Source organism: Pseudomonas sp. Ost2 (genome assembly GCF_018326065.1).
Lineage (GTDB): Bacteria > Pseudomonadota > Gammaproteobacteria > Pseudomonadales > Pseudomonadaceae > Aquipseudomonas > Aquipseudomonas gingeri.
This window is the reverse complement of the sequence record NZ_AP021904.1, coordinates 225,140-243,694: the sequence shown is the minus strand read 5'-3', so window position 1 is coordinate 243,694 and position 18,555 is coordinate 225,140. Positions and strand designations below refer to the sequence as shown.

The following is an 18,555-nucleotide window of genomic DNA, read 5'->3' as shown; positions in this document are numbered from 1 at the left end:
GATATCCTCCGCAAGCTGTATCCGATCGTTCCCATGCTCCGCGTGGGAACGATCATGAGTGGTGCGACATCAGGAAGTACCGCCCCGACCTCCCTACCTATCACTGTAGATCGAAACCCGTCCCCTCAACGGCTGCCGACGCGCAGCAGATCTTCCAGGCCGATGCGCCGGAACATCTCCGCGCGCACCCGGTCGGCCATGCCGTTGACCACCTCGGCACCGTCCTCGGATGGATCGATATGGCATCGGAACGGCCGGCTGCCGTGGGGCAGCTCGACAATCTCGACAATCGCCCGGGCCACCTCGACGACATCCGCATCCGCCGGCTCGAGCGCCGCCAGCCCTTCCAGCGCCTGGGCCGCCACCCCGGCGTATGGCCCCTCGGTGTATTCCAGGGCACGCGCCTTGTCAGCCGGCGAACCGGAATGCACGAAGTGGTTGGTGCCCTTGGTGAACGCCCCCGGAACCACGATCGAGGTCTCGATGCCCCAGCGCACCAGCTCGCTGGCATAGGACACCGCCAGGGAATCCATCGCCGCCTTGGCCGCGAAGTACGGAGCGAGGAACGGCGGGGTGCCGCCACGGGCGCTACTGGAGGAGACCCACAGCACCAGGCCCCTGCCCTGCTTGCGCAACTGCGGCAAGGCGGCGCGGTTGACCCGCTGGGTGCTCAACACATTGATGTCGTAGAGCTGGGCGAACTGCTCCGGAGTGAAGGCTTCGGTGGGGCCGAAGGACATATGCCCGGCGTTGTGGATAACCACATCCAGCCGCCCGCAGTCGGCGATGATCCGGGCCACGCCGGCCTCGACCGAAGCGCCGGAGGCCACGTCCAGCTCGACGCTGCGCAGGTCCACCGCATGCTCGCTGGCATAACGCTGGACCTCGGCCACCTGCGGCGCGTTACGGCCCAGGGTTTCACGCATGCTGGCGTAGACGGTATGGCCGGCATCGGCCAGGGCGCGGGCGGTCAGGGCACCAAACCCGCTGGAGGCGCCGGTAATCAGGATCACGGATTTCATGGGGTTTCACCTCGAGCTCGGAGAATAAAGGGACTCGCCGGAGCGGGATGCGCAGGCGAGCAGACCGCCCGCGAACCGGGCGATCACTCAGGCAACGGCAGGTCGATCAGACCAGGCCGCCATTGGCGCGCAGGACTTGCCCATTGACCCAGCCGGCGGCCGGGCTCACCAGGAAGGACACCACGTTGGCGATGTCTTCCGGCTGACCGAGACGCTCCAGCGGCGGCATCTTGGCGAAGGTCTGGATCTGCTCTTCGCTCTTGCCATGCAGGAACAGTTCAGTCGCTACCGGGCCGGGGGCGACGGCGTTGACGGTGATCTGGCGGCCACGCAGTTCCTTGGAGAACACGTGGGTGAAGGACTCCACCGCCGCCTTGCTGGCGATGTACACCGCGTAGCCGGGCATGTTCAGGGCCACGGTGCTGCTGGAGAAGTTGACGATACGACCGCCATCGTTCATCCGGGTGGCCGCCGCGCGCAGGGTGTTGAAGGTGCCGCGGGTGTTGATGGCGAACGTCTGGTCGAACAGTTCGTCGCTGTGCTGGGCCAGCGGCAGGACCTTGAGGATACCGGCGTTGTTGATCAGCACATCGACCTTGCCCAGTTGCTGTTCGGTTTCGTCGAACAAGCGGCTGACATCGGCGGAATTGGCGACATCGGCCTTGATCGCTATGGCCTGGTGACCGGCCTGGCGCAGTTCGACCACCAGTGCCGAGGCTTCGGTGGCGCTGCTGGCGTAGTTGATGGCGATGGCAAAACCGTCCGCGGCCAGTTGGCGGGCGATTACCGCGCCGATGCCACGCGAGGCGCCGGTAACGATGGCAACTTTCGGGGTCTGGGTAGTCATGTCGAATCTCCTGGGGTGCTGAGTGGGTGTGAAGCCAATTTCACATGTTTACCCAGGGCGATAAATGCGCGAGAGTTGCCTTGACTGTTCAATAATCGCCAACAATCAATCACAACGGAGCACCCCCATGGACCAGGTCAAGGCCATGAAGGTTTTTGTACGGATCTACGAACGCAGCAGCTTCACCCTGGCGGCCGAAGACCTCAACCTGCCTCGCGCCACCCTGACCCATACCCTGAATCAGTTCGAGGCCTGGCTCGGTACCCGGCTCCTGGAGCGTAGTACGCGGCGCGTGCGCCCGACCCTCGATGGCGAAGCCTATTACCAGCGCTGCGTGCAGTTGCTGGCGCAGCTGGAAGAAGCCGAGCTGGCCTTTCGTACGGTGGAGCCCAAGGGGCGCTTGCGCGTGGACCTGCAGGGGACCCTGGCAAAGTACTTCGTGGTCCCGGCCCTGCCGGCGTTTCTCGAACGCTACCCGGAGATCGAAGTCTCGATCAGCGAGGCCAGCCACTTTATCGACCTGATCGCCGAAGGCGTCGACTGCGTACTGCGCTCGGGCAATCTCGGCGACTCGTCGCTGATCGGCCGGCGAGTCGCCAACCTGCGCCAGGTGACCTGTGCCAGTCCGGCGTACCTGCGCAAGCATGGCGAACCGCAGAACCTCGACGACCTCGGCCGGCACCAGGGCGTGAACTACGTGTCACGGGCCACCGGCAAGCTGTTTCCGTTCGAATTCACCGAAAACGGCGAGCTGCGCGAAGTGCCGCTGGCGGGCAAGGTCTCGGTGTTCGGCGCCGAGATCTACGCCGCCTCGGCCGTGGCCGGGCTGGGTCTGATCCAGGTGCCGCATTACCGGGTGGCAGAGCAGATCGGCCAGGGGCTGCTCAAGGAAGTCCTGCCGGACCATCCGCCGCCGCCCATGCCGGTTTCCGTGCTTTATCCACAGAACCGGCATATGTCGCCGAGGGTACGGGTGTTCGTCGACTGGATAAGCGAGGTTTTTGCAAAAGCACACTGATCCAGTGCGCCTTCCTCGGCAAAACTCCCTATTGGAATGCCTTGATCCGTACAAACCCATACTACGTATTACGTGTACTAACTCATTGATTCATGAATACCCATATTTTACTGAGTGAAAACCTGTTATTCGGTTTATGGGAAAAGTAGGGAGATATGTACCCATTCATACTGATAAAAAATCAGGAACAAGAGGTCCGGCGATTGTCAATCGCTGGTCGGCAGGAGAGTCGCTGATCATTCAACCCGGATGTCATCAGGTTTGCCGGGAAAGCCCGGGGACGAATCCCCGAGAATGTGAAACGTTTCAGCAAAGGTTCGAACACGGGGTTGGCTTGGTCATTCTTGGGCGTATGCTGGGTGACTTCGCCCCCGTCAGAGCGATGCCACGCCAGGGGGAAGCGGGCCTGTCCGCGAAGATGTCACACCCCAATGAGAGAGGATTCGATGACTTACCAAGCTGCCGAAAACCGCTACGACTCCATTCCCTACCGCCGCGTCGGCCGCAGTGGCCTGGTGCTGCCGGCCCTGTCCCTGGGCCTGTGGCACAACTTCGGCGACAGCACGCCGATCGATACCCAGCGCGCCCTGCTGCGCACCGCCTTCGACCTGGGCATCAACCATTTCGACCTGGCGAACAACTACGGCCCGCCCTACGGCAGCGCCGAGATCAACTTCGGGCGCCTGCTGCGCGAAGACTTCAAGCACTACCGCGACGAACTGATCATCTCCAGCAAGGCCGGCTGGGACATGTGGCCCGGCCCGTATGGCCAGGGCGGCGGCTCGCGCAAATACGTGCTCGCCAGCCTCGACCAGAGCCTGCAGCGCCTGGGCCTGGACTATGTGGATATCTTCTATTCGCACCGCTTCGACCCGGACACCCCGCTGGAAGAAACCGCCAGCGCCCTGGCCACCGCCGTGCAGCAAGGCAAGGCGCTGTACATCGGTATCTCGTCGTATTCCGGGGTGAAAACCCGCGAGATCGCGGCCCTGCTGCAGGAATGGAAAGTGCCGCTGCTGATCCACCAACCGGCCTACAACCTGCTCAACCGCTGGGTGGAAAAGGACCTGCTGGACACCGTCGAAGAGCTGGGTACCGGCGTGATCGCCTTTACGCCGCTGGCCCAGGGCTTGCTGACCGACAAGTACCTCAACGGCGTGCCGAAGGATGCGCGGGTCAATCGTCCGGGCGGCGGTTCGTTGCAGGCCTCGCACCTGTCCGAAGCGAATATCGCCCACGTACGCGCCTTGAACGAGATCGCCCGGCGTCGCGGCCAGAGCCTGGCGCAACTGGCCCTGGCCTGGACCCTGCGTGATCCACGGGTGACCTCGGCGCTGATCGGCGCCAGCCGGCCGGAGCAGATCATCGAGAACGTCGGCGCGCTGAAGAACCTGAGCTTTACCCAGGAAGAACTGGCGGAAATCGACCGGTTTGCCCAGGAAGGCGGGATCAACCTGTGGGAGAAGCCGTCCACGGCGGAATAACCCGTTCGACCCTCGTTCCCACGCTCCAGCGTGGGAATGCCTCTCTGGACACTCTGCAGCCGCTCTGGTGACGCAGAGCGTCACGGGCTGAGTTCCCACGCGGAGCGTGGGAACGATCAAAAAACCTGTGGGAGCCGCCCCCAAAACCCCTGCTAAGCGGCGTCCCGCTTCGGCTCGCGAATCCGGTACCAGGCCACATACAGCGCCGGCAGGAACATCAGCGTCAGCACCGTCGCCACCACGATCCCGCCGATCATCGCGTAGGCCATCGGCCCCCAGAACACTTCCCGGGCAATCGGGATCATCCCCAGGCTCGCCGCCGCGGCCGTCAGCAGGATCGGCCGGCGCCGATGCTCCGTCGCTTCCACCACCGCATCCCAGGGCTCATAACCGTTGCGCTCGTATTCGTCGATCTGGGTCACCAGGATCACCGAGTTGCGGATGATGATGCCGATCAGCGCGAGGATGCCGAGAATCGCCACGAAGCCCATCGGCGTCCCCGTCGGCACCAGCGCCAGGACCACGCCGATCAGCCCCAGCGGCGCGACACTGGCCACCAGGAACATCTTCTGCACGCTGTGCAACTGGATCATCAGGAAGGTCGCCATCAGGAACAGCATCAGCGGCACCACCTTGGCGATCGGTCCCTGGGCCTTACCGCTCTCTTCCACCGTACCGCCGGTGACCACCTTGTAGCCCGCCGGCAAGCCGGCGGCGAACTTGCCGATCTCGGGCTGCAGCTGCCGGACCAGGTCCGTCGGTTGGATACCGCCGCGGACCCCGGCCTTGAGGGTGATGGTCGGCAGGCGATCGCGCCGCCAGACCAGCGGCTGCTCCAGTTCATAACGCACCGTGGCGAACGCCAGCAGCGGAATCGAGGTGCCGCCGGGCGTGACGATCTGCAGGTTCTGCAGGGTTTCCGGGGTGCCACGCTCGCTGTCCACCGCGCGCCCGACCACGTTGATCAGGTAGATATCGTCCTTGACCTGGGTCACCGGCGAGCCGCTGACAATGCTGTTCATCAGCTTCGCCACATCCTCGGAGGACAGGCCGAACTGACGCGCCTTGTCCTGGGCGATATCGATGCGCAGCACCTTGCCCGGCTCGTTCCAGTCATAGATGGTCTCGCCGACATTGCGGTTCCTGTCGAGGATGGTCGCCAGTTCGATGGCGTGCTTGCGCACCTGGTCGATGTCCTTGCCGCTGACCCGGTACTGCAATGGCCGGCCCACCGGCGGGCCCATTTCCAGGGTCTGGACGAAGCTGCCGATGCCGACGAAATCGTCCCGCAGGCGCTTGTTCAGGCGGTCCATCAGCGCCGCCCGTTGTTCCAGGCTCTTGCTGACGATGATCAGCTGGGCGTAGTAGGGATTCTGCAATTGCTGGTCGAGGGGCAGGTAGAACCGGATCGCGCCTTCGCCGATATAGGTGCTCCAGCGCAGGATATCCGGATCGTCCTTGAGACTGGCCTCGAGCTTGTCCACTGCCTTGCGCGTCTCGTTGATCGAAGCGTTCTGCGGCAGGTTGAGGTCGACGAGGATTTCCGGGCGGTCCGAGGACGGGAAGAACTGGTTCTGCACGAAGCGCATGCAGAACACCGACAGGGCGAAGATCAGCACCGTGAGGCCGATGGCCCACCAGCGGTTGCGCAGCGACCACAGCAGCCCGGCATTGAAGGCCCGGGCCACGCGCCCCGCCTCCGTATCATGGCCCTTCACCTTTTCAGTGAGGATATGCACGCCGATCACCGGCGCGAACAGCACCGCGACGATCCACGACACCAGCATCGCCACCGCGATCACCGCGAACAGGGTGAAGGTGTATTCCCCCGCCGAGCTGGCATTGAGGCCGATGGGCACGAAGCCGGCCACGGTGACCAGGGTCCCGGTGAGCATCGGGAAGGCCGTGGAGGTGTAGGCGAAGGTCGCCGCCTGCTCCTTGCTGTCACCCTTCTCCAGCCGCGTGACCATCATTTCCACGGTGATCATCGCATCGTCCACCAGCAGGCCGAGGGCGATGATCAGCGCCCCGAGGGAAATCCGCTGCATGGTGATGCCGCTGTACTCCATGAACACGAAGACCATCGCCAGCACCAGCGGGATCGAGCAGGCCACCACCAGGCCGGCGCGCAGGCCGAGGGCGACAAAACTCACCACCAGCACGATGATCACCGCCTCGAACAGCGCGCTGGTGAAGCCGCCGACGGCCTTTTCCACCACCTCGGCCTGGTCGGAGACCTTGTGCACGCCGACGCCCACCGGCAGTTCGGCGGTCAGGCTGTCCATGCGCTCGTGCAGGCTCTTGCCGAAGTCCTGGATATTGCCGCCCTTCTTCATGGCAATCGCCAGGCCGATGGCCGTCTGCCCGTTGTAGCGGAACAGCGGGGTCGGCGGGTCGGCGTAGCCACGGCTGATCTCGGCGATATCCGCCAGCCGGTAGAAACGATCGTTGAGCTTGAGATTGACCGCTTCCAGGTCCTTCTCCGAGGCGTATTGCCCGGAAGCGCGCACCGAGATCCGCTCGGGTCCGGCCTCGATCACCCCGGCCGGGGTCACCGCATTCTGCGCCTGCAGGCTCTGCACCACCTGGCGCTGGTCGATGCCCAGGGCCGCCAGCTTGCGGGTGGAGAAGTTCAGGTAGAGCACTTCGTTCTGCTCGCCGATCATCTCGATCTTGCCCAGCCCCGGCACATCGCGGATCTGCGCGCGCACCTGCTCCACGTAGTCGCGCAGCTGGCGCATGCTCAGGCCGTCGCTGGTAAAGGCGTAGACCGAACCGAACACATCGCCGAATTCGTCGTTGAACCCCGGCCCCTGGATACCCTGGGGGAAGTCGCCACGGATATCGTCGATCTTCTTGCGCACCTGGTACCAGATCTGCGGGATGTCCTTGCCGCTGGTGGTGTCGCGCAGGAACACGAACACCGTCGACTCGCCAGGACGGGTGTAGCTTTTCACATAGTCGAGGGAGTCCAGTTCCTCGAGTTTTTTCTCGATGCGGTCGGTGACCTGCTCCAGGGTTTCATCCACCGTGGCGCCCGGCCAGGTGGTCTGGATGATCATGGTCTTGATGGTGAAGGACGGGTCTTCCTCGCGCCCCAGGTTGATATAGGAAAACACCCCCATCAACAACGCGACGAACATCAGGTACCAGACGAATGACTGGTGCTTGAGGGCCCACTCGGACAGGTTGAAGCTCCCTTTCATCGTGGGTGTTCCTCGTCGATTTTGACTTTCTGCCCGGGCTTCAGGCTGTTCACCCCGGCGCTCACCACTTTCTCGCCGGCCCGGACCCCACCCTTGGCGTCCGCACCCAGCAGCATCGTCTCGCCCTCGCGAGCCAGCACCTGGACATCACGGGGCGAGACGGTGTGGGTCTGCGGGTCGATGATCCAGATCTGCGTCTTGCCCTGCTCTTCCCGCAGGGCCGACAGCGGCAACTGGGTACGCGGCTCGATGGCCGAACTCAGGGTGACGCTGATGGAGGTCCCCAGACGGAACGCCGCAGGCGTCTCGGCCAGGGTCAGGCGAGCCCGCCGGGTGCGGGTGGCGCTGTCGGCCTGGGGCTCGATTTCCCGCAGCCGCGCGGTGGTGTTGACGCTCGGATCGAGCTGGCCGGCGACACGGAACTCGACACCCTCGCTGAGCTGATCGGCCAATACCGCCGGCAGGTCGATCACCGCTTCCTTGATATCCGGGCGCGCCAGGGTGACCACTTCCTGGCCGGCACTGACCACCTGGCCGGCCTCGACTTTCCAGTCGGTCACCACCGCGGCGTGATCGGTATGCAGCTCGGTGTAGCCCAACTGATCGTTGGCCTGGCTGAGCGAGGCACGGGCCTGTTCGAGGGACGCGCCGGTGGTCTTCAGGTCGGTCTGCGCCACATCCAGCTGGGCCTGGGCACCGACGCCGCGGTCGAACAGTTCCTGCTGGCGGCGGGCATTGGCCTGGGCGTTGATCCACTGCGCCTGGATCCGCGACAGGTCGCCCTGGGCCGCGCGCAACTGGTTCTGCTGATCGGTGGGGTCGAGGCTCGCCAGCAAGGCACCCTGGGCCACTTCGCTGCCGACGTCGACATAACGCCGGGCGATCCGCCCCGAAACGCGGAAACCCAGGGTGCTTTCATAACGCGCCTGGATGCTGCCGGCAAAACGCCCGAGTTGCTGGACCGATTCCGGCGTGACCTCGACAAACAGCACCGGCCGCACCGGCTCCGGTGGCGGTTCCTCCTTCGAACACCCGGCGACCAGCAGGCCACCCAGCAGGACCAGCGACAGGCGCTTCATGGCTGGGCTCCCGAGGCGGTTGCCGGGCTCGGCGTGGCGATTTCCACCCGCATGCCCGGATGCAGCAGTTGACCGCCGGCGACCACGACTTTCTCGCCGCCCTCCAGGCCTTCGCTGATCATCACGTGACCGGTCAGGTAACGCCCGACCTTGACCCGGTGCAGGCTGACCTTGCCGTCGGCGTCCACCAGCCACACGGCCGGGTCGCTGACATCCTTGGTCAGGGCCGACCAGGGCAATTCGATACTCGATCTGGCCGGCGCCGTGGCGGTGGCGCTGACCACCGACCCCAGGTCCATGCCCGCCGGCAGCTCGCCCAGGGCCACCTTGACCTGTACCGTACCGCTCTGGGCCGAGACCGCCGGCGTCACTTCGCGCACCTTGCCCACGGCCTTGATCGCCGGGTTGTCGAGCAAGGTCACGGTGATCGGCTGGTCATCCGGTGGCTCCACCAGCAACGACTCGTAGACATTGAACACCGCATCGCGCTCGCCATCGCGGGCCAGGCTGAAGATCGGCATGGTCGCCTGCACCACTTGCCCGACCTCGGCCTGGCGAGCGGTGATCACCCCCGGGGCTTCGGCGATCAGCGAGGTGTAGCCCAACTGCTCGCGGGCATTGGCGAGCTGCGCCTGGGCCGCCGTCAGGGCGCTCCTGGCACTGAGCACGCCGGCCTGGGCGGCGTCATATTCGCTGCGGCTGGTATAGCCCTTGGGCAGCAGCTTCTGCTGCCGGACAAACGCCGCGCTGGTCTGCTGCACCCGCGCCTGCTCGGCGTTGACCTCGGCCTGGGCGGTGTCGACATTGGTCTGCAGATCCTTCGGATCGAGCTTGGCGAGCACCTGGCGGGCGGAGATCCGCGCCCCGACATCGACACTGCGCTGGATGATCTTGCCGCCGACGCGAAATGACAGGTCGGTCTGCACCCGGGCCTGGATATCGCCGGTCAGGGTCACGGCGGCGCCGAAGTCCTGGCGCTGCACCTGCTCGACAAAGACCCGGGGCCGCTCGGGCTCAGGGGGTTTTTCATGACCGCAGCCGCTGAGGAGCGCCACCAGTACCAGGGCCATTTCCCACCTAACTAGATGCCCTTTCATACACACTCCTTCGCGTAATGCTTACTCGCCGTGTCGTTACGACTGTTAGCGTAGAACAGGGTTCCTTATCTGCAGGGTTCCTTATTCCCGAGGCGCCTTTCTATACTGGCGCGAACCGGCGCAAGCGCCCTCCACCAGGAAACAGTCGCGGATGCTCAAGACCCTCGCGGTGGCCAACTACCGCTCCATCAACAAACTGGTGGTGCCGCTCGACCGCTTGAACCTGATCACCGGCCCCAATGGCAGCGGCAAGTCCAACCTGTACCGGGCCTTGCGCCTGCTGGCGGAAACGGCCCAGGGTGGCGTGGTCAATGCGCTGGCCCGCGAAGGCGGGCTGGATTCGACCTTCTGGGCCGGGCCGGAGGCCATCAGCCGGCGCATGCGCAACGGCGAGGTGGCGGTGCAAGGCCTGGTCCGCCAGGGCGCGAAACGCCTGCGCCTGGGGTTCGCCGGGGAAGACTTCAGCTACGCCATTTCCCTCGGCTTGCCGGAACCGAGTTCCTCGCAGTTTTCCCTGGACCCGGAGATCAAGCGCGAATGCATCTGGGCCGGCCCGCTGTATCGTCCCGCCAGCCTGCTGGTGGGCCGTTCGGGCCCCATGGTCAAGGCCCGTGAAGGTCGCGCCTGGGAAGTGCTGGCGCAGCACACCCCGGCCTTCGACAGCCTGTTCGACCAGGTCGGCAACCTGCGCAGCTCGCCGGAAGTGCTGTTGTTGCGCGAGAGCATTCGCGGCTGGCGCTTCTACGATCATTTTCGCAGTGACGCCGAGGCACCTGTGCGCCAGCCGCAACTGGGCACCCGCACGCCGGTACTGCATCACGACGGTCGCGACCTCGCGGCGGCACTGCGGACCATTATCGAGATCGGCGATCCCCAGGCCCTGCAGGCGGCGATCAGCGACGCCTTTCCCGGCTCACGGCTGCAGATCGAGGCGCTGCCGGGCGCGCGCTTCACCATCGAGTTCTATCAGGAAGGGCTGCTGCGACCGCTGTCCGCCGCCGAGCTGTCGGACGGCACCTTGCGCTATCTGCTGCTGGTGGCTGCGCTGCTCACCCCCAGGCCGCCGACCCTGATGGTGCTCAACGAACCGGAAACCAGCCTGCATCCGGACCTGCTGCCGGCACTGGCGCGCCTGATCATCCGTGCGTCCGAGCGTTGCCAGGTGTGGGTGGTGTCCCATGCCAGCCGCCTGATCGCGGCGTTGCAGCAGGACCCCGGTTGCAACTCCATCGTCCTGGAGAAAACCCTTGGCCAGACCGGGATCGTCGGCCAGGGCATGCTCGACGAACCGGCCTGGAACTGGCCGGATTGACGCTGTGCGCCAACTCGTCCGACGGATTTGCCGGATGCCCGGCAGAGGGCTACCTTGCTTTTCATCGCGACACGGATCTTTTGTGCCGATGGACGCTCCAAGCACGGACGAAAACAGCTCGCCCAACGGCCGACCGATAACAGGGAAGATGATATGGACCAGGCAAAAGCGCCGGAAAAGCTCGATCCGCAGGACATCGTGAAACTGCTGGTGGCCTTGCGCCGGGCCGTCAAAGGCCAATCAATCGGACGCACCGCCAAACCGCTCTTGTAGGTGCCGGCTTGTCGGGACGACGCCTCGCAGCGACGAAGTCCCTGAGGCTTGCACCGCGCCCGCCGACGTCATCGCCGGCAAGCCGGCTCCTACAGGGTCTGCATCGAACAAGGGAATCCGGGCAGGGCACACAATAAAAAACGCCGACGCTGGTTGCTCGTCGGCGTTCAAACCTTGAAGGGGTTATTCGCGAATCAGAACGCCGGCAGTACCGCGCCCTTGTACTTCGAATCGATGAAGGCCTTCACTTCCGGGCTGGTCAGGGCCTTGGCCAGTTTCTGGATCGCGTCGCTGTCCTTGTTGTCAGGACGGGCGACCAGGAAGTTCACGTAAGGTGAATCGGCACCTTCGATCAGCAGGGCGTCCTTGGCCGGGTTCAGGCCGGCTTCCAGCGCATAGTTGGTGTTGATCAGGTCCAGGTCGACCTGGTCCAGGACCCGCGGCAGCAGGGCCGATTCCAGTTCCTTGAACTTGAAGTTGTGCGGGTTCTTGGCGATGTCTTTCGGCGTCGACAGGGCGTTTTTCGGATCCTTGAGTTCGATCAGGCCTTTGCTCTGCAGCAGCAACAGGGCACGACCGGCGTTGCTGCCTTCGTTCGGAATCGCGATGGTCGCGCCATTCTTCAGCTCGTCCAGGCTCTTGACCTTCTTCGAGTAGCCGCCGAAAGGTTCGACGTGGACACCGATCACGGTGACCAGGTTGGTGCCCTTGCCCTTGTTGAAGTTATCCAGGTAAGGCTTGGTCTGGAAATAGTTGGCGTCCAGGTGCTTCTCGGCGACCTGGGTGTTCGGTTGTACGTAGTCGGTGAAGACCTTGATCTCCAGGTCCACGCCTTCCTTTTTCAGGGTTGGCTTGATCAGCTCGAGGATCTCGGCGTGGGGAATCGGCGTGGCCGCCACCACCAGTTTCTCGCCGGCCTGGGCCAGACCCGCAGTCAGAGCAGCCGCCAATGCGGTAAACAACAGAACCTTTTTCATGCAGTGTCCTTATCGAGAATCACGGTCGTCATCGACGACAGCCTTGAGAGAGGTGCCAGCAAAGTGATATCGCTGGCGTGGAGCAGAAGATACCGATATTTTTTATTCCAGAACAATATCTTTTATTCATCTTCATATTCCATTTTGTTCACTGTCCTACTTCTCTGCAAAAGCGCTGTTTTTGTGGGCGAGGCCTCATGTGGGAGCGGGCTTGCCCGCGAAGCTTCCGGCGCTTTCACTGGCCCCTTCGCGGGCAAGCCCGCTCCCACAGGTGCTACATCGGCAAGCCGGCTCCTGCAAAAGGCACTCGTCTGAATCCGCTCAGCCCAACAGGCGCTTGAACGCTGCCAGCTCCTCGGGAGAACTGCCGAGGATGAATTGTTCGATCAACCCCAACGGCTCGGGCAGGTTCAGATGCTCCGGCAGGATCTCGTCGCCGCTGCTCACCAGCAAGGCAAAGTGGATGACGTTTTCCAGCTCGCGGGTATTGCCCGGCCAGCTGTGACGTTCCAGCGCGCGCTGGGCGCTGTCGCTGATCAACGGCACCGGCAGGCTCAGGCGCTGGCTGTAGATGCCGAGGAAATACTCGGCCAGGGACAGGATATCGCCGACCCGCTCACGCAACGCCGGCAGCTCCAGCCGGCCTTCGCTGAGGTAGTGATAGAGGCGCTCGTGGAATTTCCCCGCCGCCACCGCCTGGGCCAGGTCGATGCTGGTCGCCGCCACCAGGCGTACGTCCACCGGGCTGGGCTGCTGCGCGCCGACACGGGTCACCTCGTGGTTTTCCAGGGCCGCCAGCAGCTTGATCTGGATCGGCAGCGGCAGGTCGCCGATCTCGTCCAGGTACAGGGTCCCGCCATTGGCCGAACCGAACCAGCCGGCCCGGCTGCTCACCGAGCTGCTGTGGGCCCCCGCCGCATAACCGAACAGCTCGGCGTCAGCGTAAGTGGGGCTGATGGCGCCGCAGTTGACCGAGACAAACAGCCCGGTACGGTCGCTGGCGCGGTGGATATGCCGGGCCAGCAGTTCCTTGCCGCTGCCGGTTTCGCCGCGGATCAGCACCGGCAGCGCCTTGGGCGCCAGTTGTTCGAGTTCTTCGCGCAACTGGCGCGAACGTGGGTCGACGAACACCAGCGCCTTGGCGCGGATGCTCAGCGGGCTTTTTTCCGCATCGGGAAAGGTCAGCAAAGGCTGGCCGAAGGTTTCATGCAGGCTCATGGCGGACTCCCGCCCCGACCGCCTTGCGGCGGGGGACGTTCAAGCAAGGGAAAAAATCAGGCGCGGCGCAGGGAATGCTGTTCCATGCGGGTCTGCAGGCGGTACAGGTAGGCAAAACCCTGCTCCCAGCGCTGGTGGCCGGACTTCACATTGATATGCCCGGCGCCACTGATGATGCCGGCTTCGGCGCCCCAGCGACGGGCCAGTTCGAGGGCGCGCGGGGCGCTGACGGCGGCATCGTTGTCGGAGGCGACGACCTGGCTCGGGAACGGCAGCAGATCGCCCGGGATCGGCGCAAAATTGCGCAAGGCCGGGGCGCAGGCAGGCCGTTCGACATCGGCCGGGGCCACCAGCAAGGCACCGTGGACCTGCCGCAACAGGTGCAGCGGCGCGGTTTGCGCCCAGTGGGCGACGGTGATGCATCCCAGGCTGTGGGCAATCAGGATCACCGGCGTGCTGTCGGCGGCAATGGCTTCGGCCAGGGCCGCGACCCAGTCTTCACGACGGGGCGTCAGCCAGTCGGCCTGCTCCACCCGCGCACTGTTGGGCAGGCTGTTCTGCCAATGGGTTTGCCAATGATCTTCTGGCGATCCTTGCCAGCCCGGCACGATCAGATAACGAATCGACTCGTTGCGCATGGGGTACACCTCCTCCAGCGTTTGCGTTCCGGATCGAGTATAGGGAGCAGAGTTATATTCGTTAAGGAATAAGAAGCTATTTATTAAGATCACAAAGAAATATAAGAACCGATGAGTCAGTCCCTGCTGACACAACCCCTTGTAGGAGCCGGCTTGCTGGCAATGACGGCCGATCGGGCGATGCAAGACTCACTGGCCTCATCGCCGGCAAGCCGGCTCCCACAGGTTCCGCGTCAACCTGCCATTGCGTGGAAATAAAAAAATAAGAGCCGACGAGTCAGTCCCTGCTGACGCAACCCCTTGCAGGAGCCGGCTTGCTAGCGATGGCGGCCGATCAGGCGATGCAAGACTCACTGGCTTCATCGCCGGCAAGCCGGCTCCCACCGGTTCCGCGTCAACCTGCCCTTGCGTGGAAATAAAAAAATAAGAACCGACGAGTCAGTCCCTGCTGACGCAACCCCTTGCAGGAGCCGGCTTGCTGGCGATGGCGGCCGATCAGGCGATGCAAGACTCACTGGCCTCATCGCCGGCAAGCCGGCTCCCACAGGTTCCGCGTCAACCTGCCATTGCGTGGAAATAAAAAAATAAGAACCGACGAGTCACTCCCTGCTGACACAACCCCTTGTAGGAGCCGGCTTGCTGGCGATGACGGCCGATCGGGCGATGCAAGACTCACTGGCCTCATCGCCGGCAAGCCGGCTCCCACAGGTTCCGCGTCAACCTGCCATTGCGTGGAAATAAAAAAATAAGAGCCGACGAGTCAGTCCCTGCTGACGCAACCCCTTGTAGGAGCCGGCTTGCTGGCGATGACGGCCGATCGGGCGATGCAAGACTCACTGGCCTCATCGCCGGCAAGCCGGCTCCCACAGGTTCCGCGTCAACCTGCCCTTGCGTGGAAATAAAAAAATAAGAACCGACGAGTCACTCCCTGCTGACACAACCCCTTGTAGGAGCCGGCTTGCTGGCGATGACGGCCGATCAGGCGATGCAAGACTCACTGGCCTCATCGCCGGCAAGCCGGCTCCCACAGGTTCCGCGTCAACCTGCCCTTGCGTGGAAATAAAAAAATAAGAACCGACGAGTCACTCCCTGCTGACGCAACCCCTTGTAGGAGCCGGCTTGCTGGCGATGACGGCCGATCGGGCGATGCAAGACTCACTGGCCTCATCGCCGGCAAGCCGGCTCCCACAGGTTCCGCGTCAATCTGCCATTGCGTGGAAATAAAAAAATAAGAACCGACGATTCAGTCCCTGCTGACACAACCCTTGTAGGAGCCGGCTTGCTGGCGATGGCGGCCGATCAGGCGATGCAAGACTCACTGGCCTCATCGCCGGCAAGCCGGCTCCCACAGGGTCCGCGTCCACCTGCCCTTGTGTGGAAATAAAAAAAGGGCCGCACCCTGCCAAGGAGACGGCCCGAGAAACTCGAGGATCGGTTGCGTTCAGCGGGCGGTGATCACCGACAACTTGGTGATCCCGGCCCGCTCGATGGAGGCCATGGCCCTCGCCACTTCACCGTAGTTCACGCCATTGTCGGCCTGCAGCTGCACCCGCAGATCCGGGTCCTTGGCCTTGGCCGCCTGGAGATTGAACTCCAGCAGCTCGGGCTTGATTTCGTCCTTGTTGAGAAACAGCTTGCCGGTCCCGTCGATGCTCACCACCAGCGGGTCCTTCTGCTCCACCGGCGCCACGGCTTCGGTCTTGGGCAGGTTGATCGGAATCGCGTTGGTCAGCAGCGGCGCGGTGACGATGAACACCACCAGCAGCACCAGCATCACGTCCACCAGCGGCGTGACGTTGATCTCGCTCAGTACCTCATCGCTGTCTTGGGTGGAAAAGGCCATGTCAGGACGCCTCCTTCACTTTCTGCGCGGAACCCTGACCGGCGCCCTTGTTCGCCGTCGGGTGGATCAGGACCCGGAAGGAGCTCTTCTGCGCCAGGCTGTAGAAGTCGTGGGCGAAGTCGTCGAGGTCGGCGGCGGTGAGTTTCAGGCGACGCAGGAAGTAGTTGTAGACCAGCACCGCGGGCACGGCGACGGCGATCCCCACCCCGGTCGCGACCAGCGCGGCGCCGATCGGCCCGGCCACGGTTTCGAGGCTCGCGGAGCCGGCGGCGCTGATGCCTTTCAGGGCTTCCATGATCCCCCAGACGGTGCCGAACAGGCCAATGAACGGCGAGGTACTGCCGATACTGGCGACCACCGCCAGACCGGTTTCCAGGGACCGGCGTTCACGCACGATCTGCTGGCGCAGGGCTCGTTCCAGACGGTCCTGGTGATTGATCGCCTGGCTCAGGTCGGCAGCATGTGGCGCCTCGCCGACCTGGATCGCGGCATAGCCGGCCTGGGCCACGCGAGCGGCGGCACCGGGCTGGGTTTCGCTCAGCTCGGCCGCCGAGTCGAGGCTGGAGGCCGCCCAGAACTGCTTGTGGAACTTGCGATCCTGGCCTTTCAGGCGGCCGAACTGTACGGCCTTGAGCAGGGCCAGGCCCCAGGTGGCGACGGAAAAGACCACCAGCAGCCAGATCACCGCGCTTTCGATGGATTGGAGTGGAGATGCCAGTAACGTCATGATGTGTTCCCTCTGTAAAAGCGTTCAGCGCGTGGATTGCCGATCAGTGGATCTTGAAGTCGATGGGTACGCTGACCCAGCCGACCTGGGCGACATCGCCCTGTTTGGCCGGGACAAAGCTCCAACGCTTCACCGCTGCCAGGGCGGCCTCGTCGAGTTGCTCGCGACCACTGCTTTTCTGAATCTGGATCTCGCCCGGTCTACCGCTGGCCAGCACCTGGACCCGCAACAGCACCGTGCCTTCCCAGCCGCGACGCTGGGCCAGCGACGGATACTCCGGCGCCGGGTTCTTCAGGTACGCGGCGCTGGCCGAAGCCGGGGTCACCGGAGCCGGGCTGGGCGGAGCCGGTGGCGCGGCCGGTGCCGCCGGTTGTGGCGGAGCCGGCGGCTGTTCGACCGGCTTCGGCGCGGGCTTGGGCTCAGGCTTGGGTACCGGCTTGGGCTTCGGTACGGGTTTGGGCTTGGGCTGCGGTGGCGGTTTCACCGCCAGTTCGTCGACCACCGGCGGTGGCGGCTCGACTACCGGTGGCGGCGGTGGTGGCGGCACGGGCGGCGGCGGTTCGACCACGGGCGGTGCCGGCTGGGAAAATTCGATGGTCATCGGCGGGATTTCCGGCGGCACCACCGGCAGCACCGGGGTCTGTTTCTGGCTCAGCCAGTAGATCACCGCGCCATGCAGCACCAGCGCAAACACCCCGAGCAAGATCGCCTCGCGCCGGCTGAGGATGCCCTTGGGCACTTTCTGCAGACGCAACTGCCCCAGCGGCGCGCGATGGGGCCGGCCGAGATCGACCAACTCGCCACCCGGTGCCTGAGGCCTGCGCACCTCATGTGCACTGGCAGCGGTCTGGACATTGCCCATTGAATAACTCCTGCGGTCTTCAGCAAAAAATCGTCGAGGCGCCCATGGCGACGTCGAGGTGCCGATGATCCACGGACCTTGCTTAGTCCTTAAAGTAATCTTTGAAGTTATAGATAGATCAAAAATGAATATTAGATTCTGACGATCCGCGTAAAGCCCCGTGTTTCAAGGGCTCCAGCCCAGCGCTGAAAAATCGATGCTTTTCAGGCATTGAAAATATTCCCTGAAGGCATGCTTTCAGGGCCGGAAAACCTCCATATCCACCGGGTTGGCGAACACACGGCAACTTTCGCCCCGCCATGAGCGTACGGATAACAGACAAGAAAAGAGAAATGAATGACGGGAAAGTTATAATACAAAGTGCGCAAACAGACTTTTATTTATTGACGGGCACAACATACATACCGCCAGAACTTCAATCGGACAAGTGCAGAAGTGCACTTGTCCTTTCGTTGGCCTGGCAGTATGTCGGTATTGCCTTTGCTGTTACTGTTTGACGAATTCGCCGCCCAGGCCGACCACCTGGCCATCAAAGCCGGTCCGTGATCCGCTGGCGCGCAGTTTCACGTAGATATGGTCCGGGGAGTAGGCGGTAAACGCCACGTAACCCTTGTCGCTGTTGGTGCCGATAAAGGAAATGGTGGTGGGATTGCCGGTGCTGTTCTGGAAGTGGTAGTGGCCGGTGACGCTGTAGTTCACCCCTGCCTGGGTGATCTGCCCATTGAAGGTACCATTCGAATCGTTGCCATCGGTGACCACCAACTTGGCGTCGGCGTTGTTATTCAGATAAGTTCCATTGATGCTCGACATGATGCGTTCTCCTTATGTCGTTAATACACTCTTCCGCTGAAAGTGGGTCTCTCCTGAAACTCACGACTTGCAGAATGGTAGGACTTCCAAGTTCTGTCCAACCGGCCCGCCCGGTATTTATCAATTGATTGGCTATATGCAC

At 63.4% G+C, this 18,555-nt stretch carries 15 protein-coding genes; 3 read left to right on the top strand and 12 right to left on the bottom strand.

Annotated elements, in window-relative coordinates; all coding sequences use genetic code 11:
* Positions 1-125: 125 nt before the first annotated feature.
* Positions 126-1,022 carry an SDR family oxidoreductase gene (locus KI243_RS01065; protein ID WP_177107915.1) on the bottom strand — a complete coding sequence of 299 codons (897 nt, stop codon included), beginning with the start codon at positions 1,020-1,022 and terminating at the stop codon, positions 126-128.
* A 106-nt stretch (positions 1,023-1,128) separates the two neighbouring features.
* A complete protein-coding gene (locus KI243_RS01060; protein ID WP_212810355.1) occupies positions 1,129-1,869 on the bottom strand; it encodes an SDR family oxidoreductase in 741 nt (246 codons plus the stop codon).
* 127 nt (positions 1,870-1,996) lie between these two features.
* On the opposite strand from KI243_RS01060, the gene KI243_RS01055 reads away from it, so the two are divergent.
* Together KI243_RS01055 and mgrA are read left to right on the top strand one after the other, a co-directional pair.
* Positions 1,997-2,887, top strand: a complete 891-nt coding sequence (locus KI243_RS01055) for a LysR family transcriptional regulator (RefSeq protein WP_177083703.1) — start codon at positions 1,997-1,999, stop codon at positions 2,885-2,887.
* A gap of 446 nt (positions 2,888-3,333) precedes the next feature.
* The gene (gene mgrA, locus KI243_RS01050) at positions 3,334-4,371 is read left to right on the top strand and encodes an L-glyceraldehyde 3-phosphate reductase (protein WP_212810354.1); all 1,038 of its coding nucleotides are present in this window, start codon (positions 3,334-3,336) and stop codon (positions 4,369-4,371) included.
* Positions 4,372-4,523: 152 nt separating this feature from the next.
* Here the strand turns inward: mgrA and KI243_RS01045 are convergent, their stop codons facing one another.
* From KI243_RS01045 to KI243_RS01035, 3 genes are read right to left on the bottom strand one after another with little or no spacing between them, the layout of a single operon-like run.
* Positions 4,524-7,577, bottom strand: a complete 3,054-nt coding sequence (locus KI243_RS01045) for an efflux RND transporter permease subunit (protein ID WP_017125369.1) — start codon at positions 7,575-7,577, stop codon at positions 4,524-4,526.
* A complete protein-coding gene (locus KI243_RS01040; protein WP_177107912.1) occupies positions 7,574-8,656 on the bottom strand; it encodes an efflux RND transporter periplasmic adaptor subunit in 1,083 nt (360 codons plus the stop codon). Before KI243_RS01040 ends, KI243_RS01045 begins: the two co-directional genes overlap by 4 nt.
* Positions 8,653-9,753, bottom strand: coding sequence for an efflux RND transporter periplasmic adaptor subunit (locus KI243_RS01035; RefSeq protein ID WP_212810353.1), 1,101 nt, complete (start codon positions 9,751-9,753; stop codon positions 8,653-8,655). The genes KI243_RS01040 and KI243_RS01035 overlap by 4 nt, the downstream gene beginning before the upstream one ends.
* A 151-nt stretch (positions 9,754-9,904) precedes the next feature.
* Between KI243_RS01035 and KI243_RS01030 the strand changes: the two genes are divergently transcribed.
* Positions 9,905-11,065, top strand: a complete 1,161-nt coding sequence (locus KI243_RS01030) for an AAA family ATPase (RefSeq protein WP_017125372.1) — start codon at positions 9,905-9,907, stop codon at positions 11,063-11,065.
* A gap of 467 nt (positions 11,066-11,532) precedes the next feature.
* Here the strand turns inward: KI243_RS01030 and KI243_RS01025 are convergent, their stop codons facing one another.
* From KI243_RS01025 to KI243_RS00995, 7 genes are all read right to left on the bottom strand, one after another.
* The gene (locus KI243_RS01025; protein ID WP_177083713.1) at positions 11,533-12,315 is read right to left on the bottom strand and encodes a MetQ/NlpA family ABC transporter substrate-binding protein; all 783 of its coding nucleotides are present in this window, start codon (positions 12,313-12,315) and stop codon (positions 11,533-11,535) included.
* Between the two features lie 321 nt (positions 12,316-12,636).
* Positions 12,637-13,533 carry a sigma 54-interacting transcriptional regulator gene (locus KI243_RS01020; RefSeq protein ID WP_212810352.1) on the bottom strand — a complete coding sequence of 299 codons (897 nt, stop codon included), beginning with the start codon at positions 13,531-13,533 and terminating at the stop codon, positions 12,637-12,639.
* A 56-nt stretch (positions 13,534-13,589) separates the two neighbouring features.
* Positions 13,590-14,171 carry an alpha/beta hydrolase gene (locus KI243_RS01015; protein WP_103033142.1) on the bottom strand — a complete coding sequence of 194 codons (582 nt, stop codon included), beginning with the start codon at positions 14,169-14,171 and terminating at the stop codon, positions 13,590-13,592.
* Between the two features lie 1,441 nt (positions 14,172-15,612).
* Positions 15,613-16,014 carry a biopolymer transporter ExbD gene (locus KI243_RS01010; protein ID WP_017124728.1) on the bottom strand — a complete coding sequence of 134 codons (402 nt, stop codon included), beginning with the start codon at positions 16,012-16,014 and terminating at the stop codon, positions 15,613-15,615.
* A 1-nt stretch (position 16,015) separates the two neighbouring features.
* Complete coding sequence (locus tag KI243_RS01005; protein ID WP_017124729.1) at positions 16,016-16,741, bottom strand: MotA/TolQ/ExbB proton channel family protein; 726 nt, start codon at positions 16,739-16,741, stop codon at positions 16,016-16,018.
* A gap of 43 nt (positions 16,742-16,784) precedes the next feature.
* Positions 16,785-17,603: an energy transducer TonB gene (locus KI243_RS01000; RefSeq protein WP_212810351.1), complete on the bottom strand. Its 819-nt coding sequence runs from the start codon at positions 17,601-17,603 to the stop codon at positions 16,785-16,787.
* A gap of 486 nt (positions 17,604-18,089) precedes the next feature.
* Complete coding sequence (locus KI243_RS00995; protein ID WP_017124730.1) at positions 18,090-18,413, bottom strand: hypothetical protein; 324 nt, start codon at positions 18,411-18,413, stop codon at positions 18,090-18,092.
* Positions 18,414-18,555: the final 142 nt, after the last annotated feature.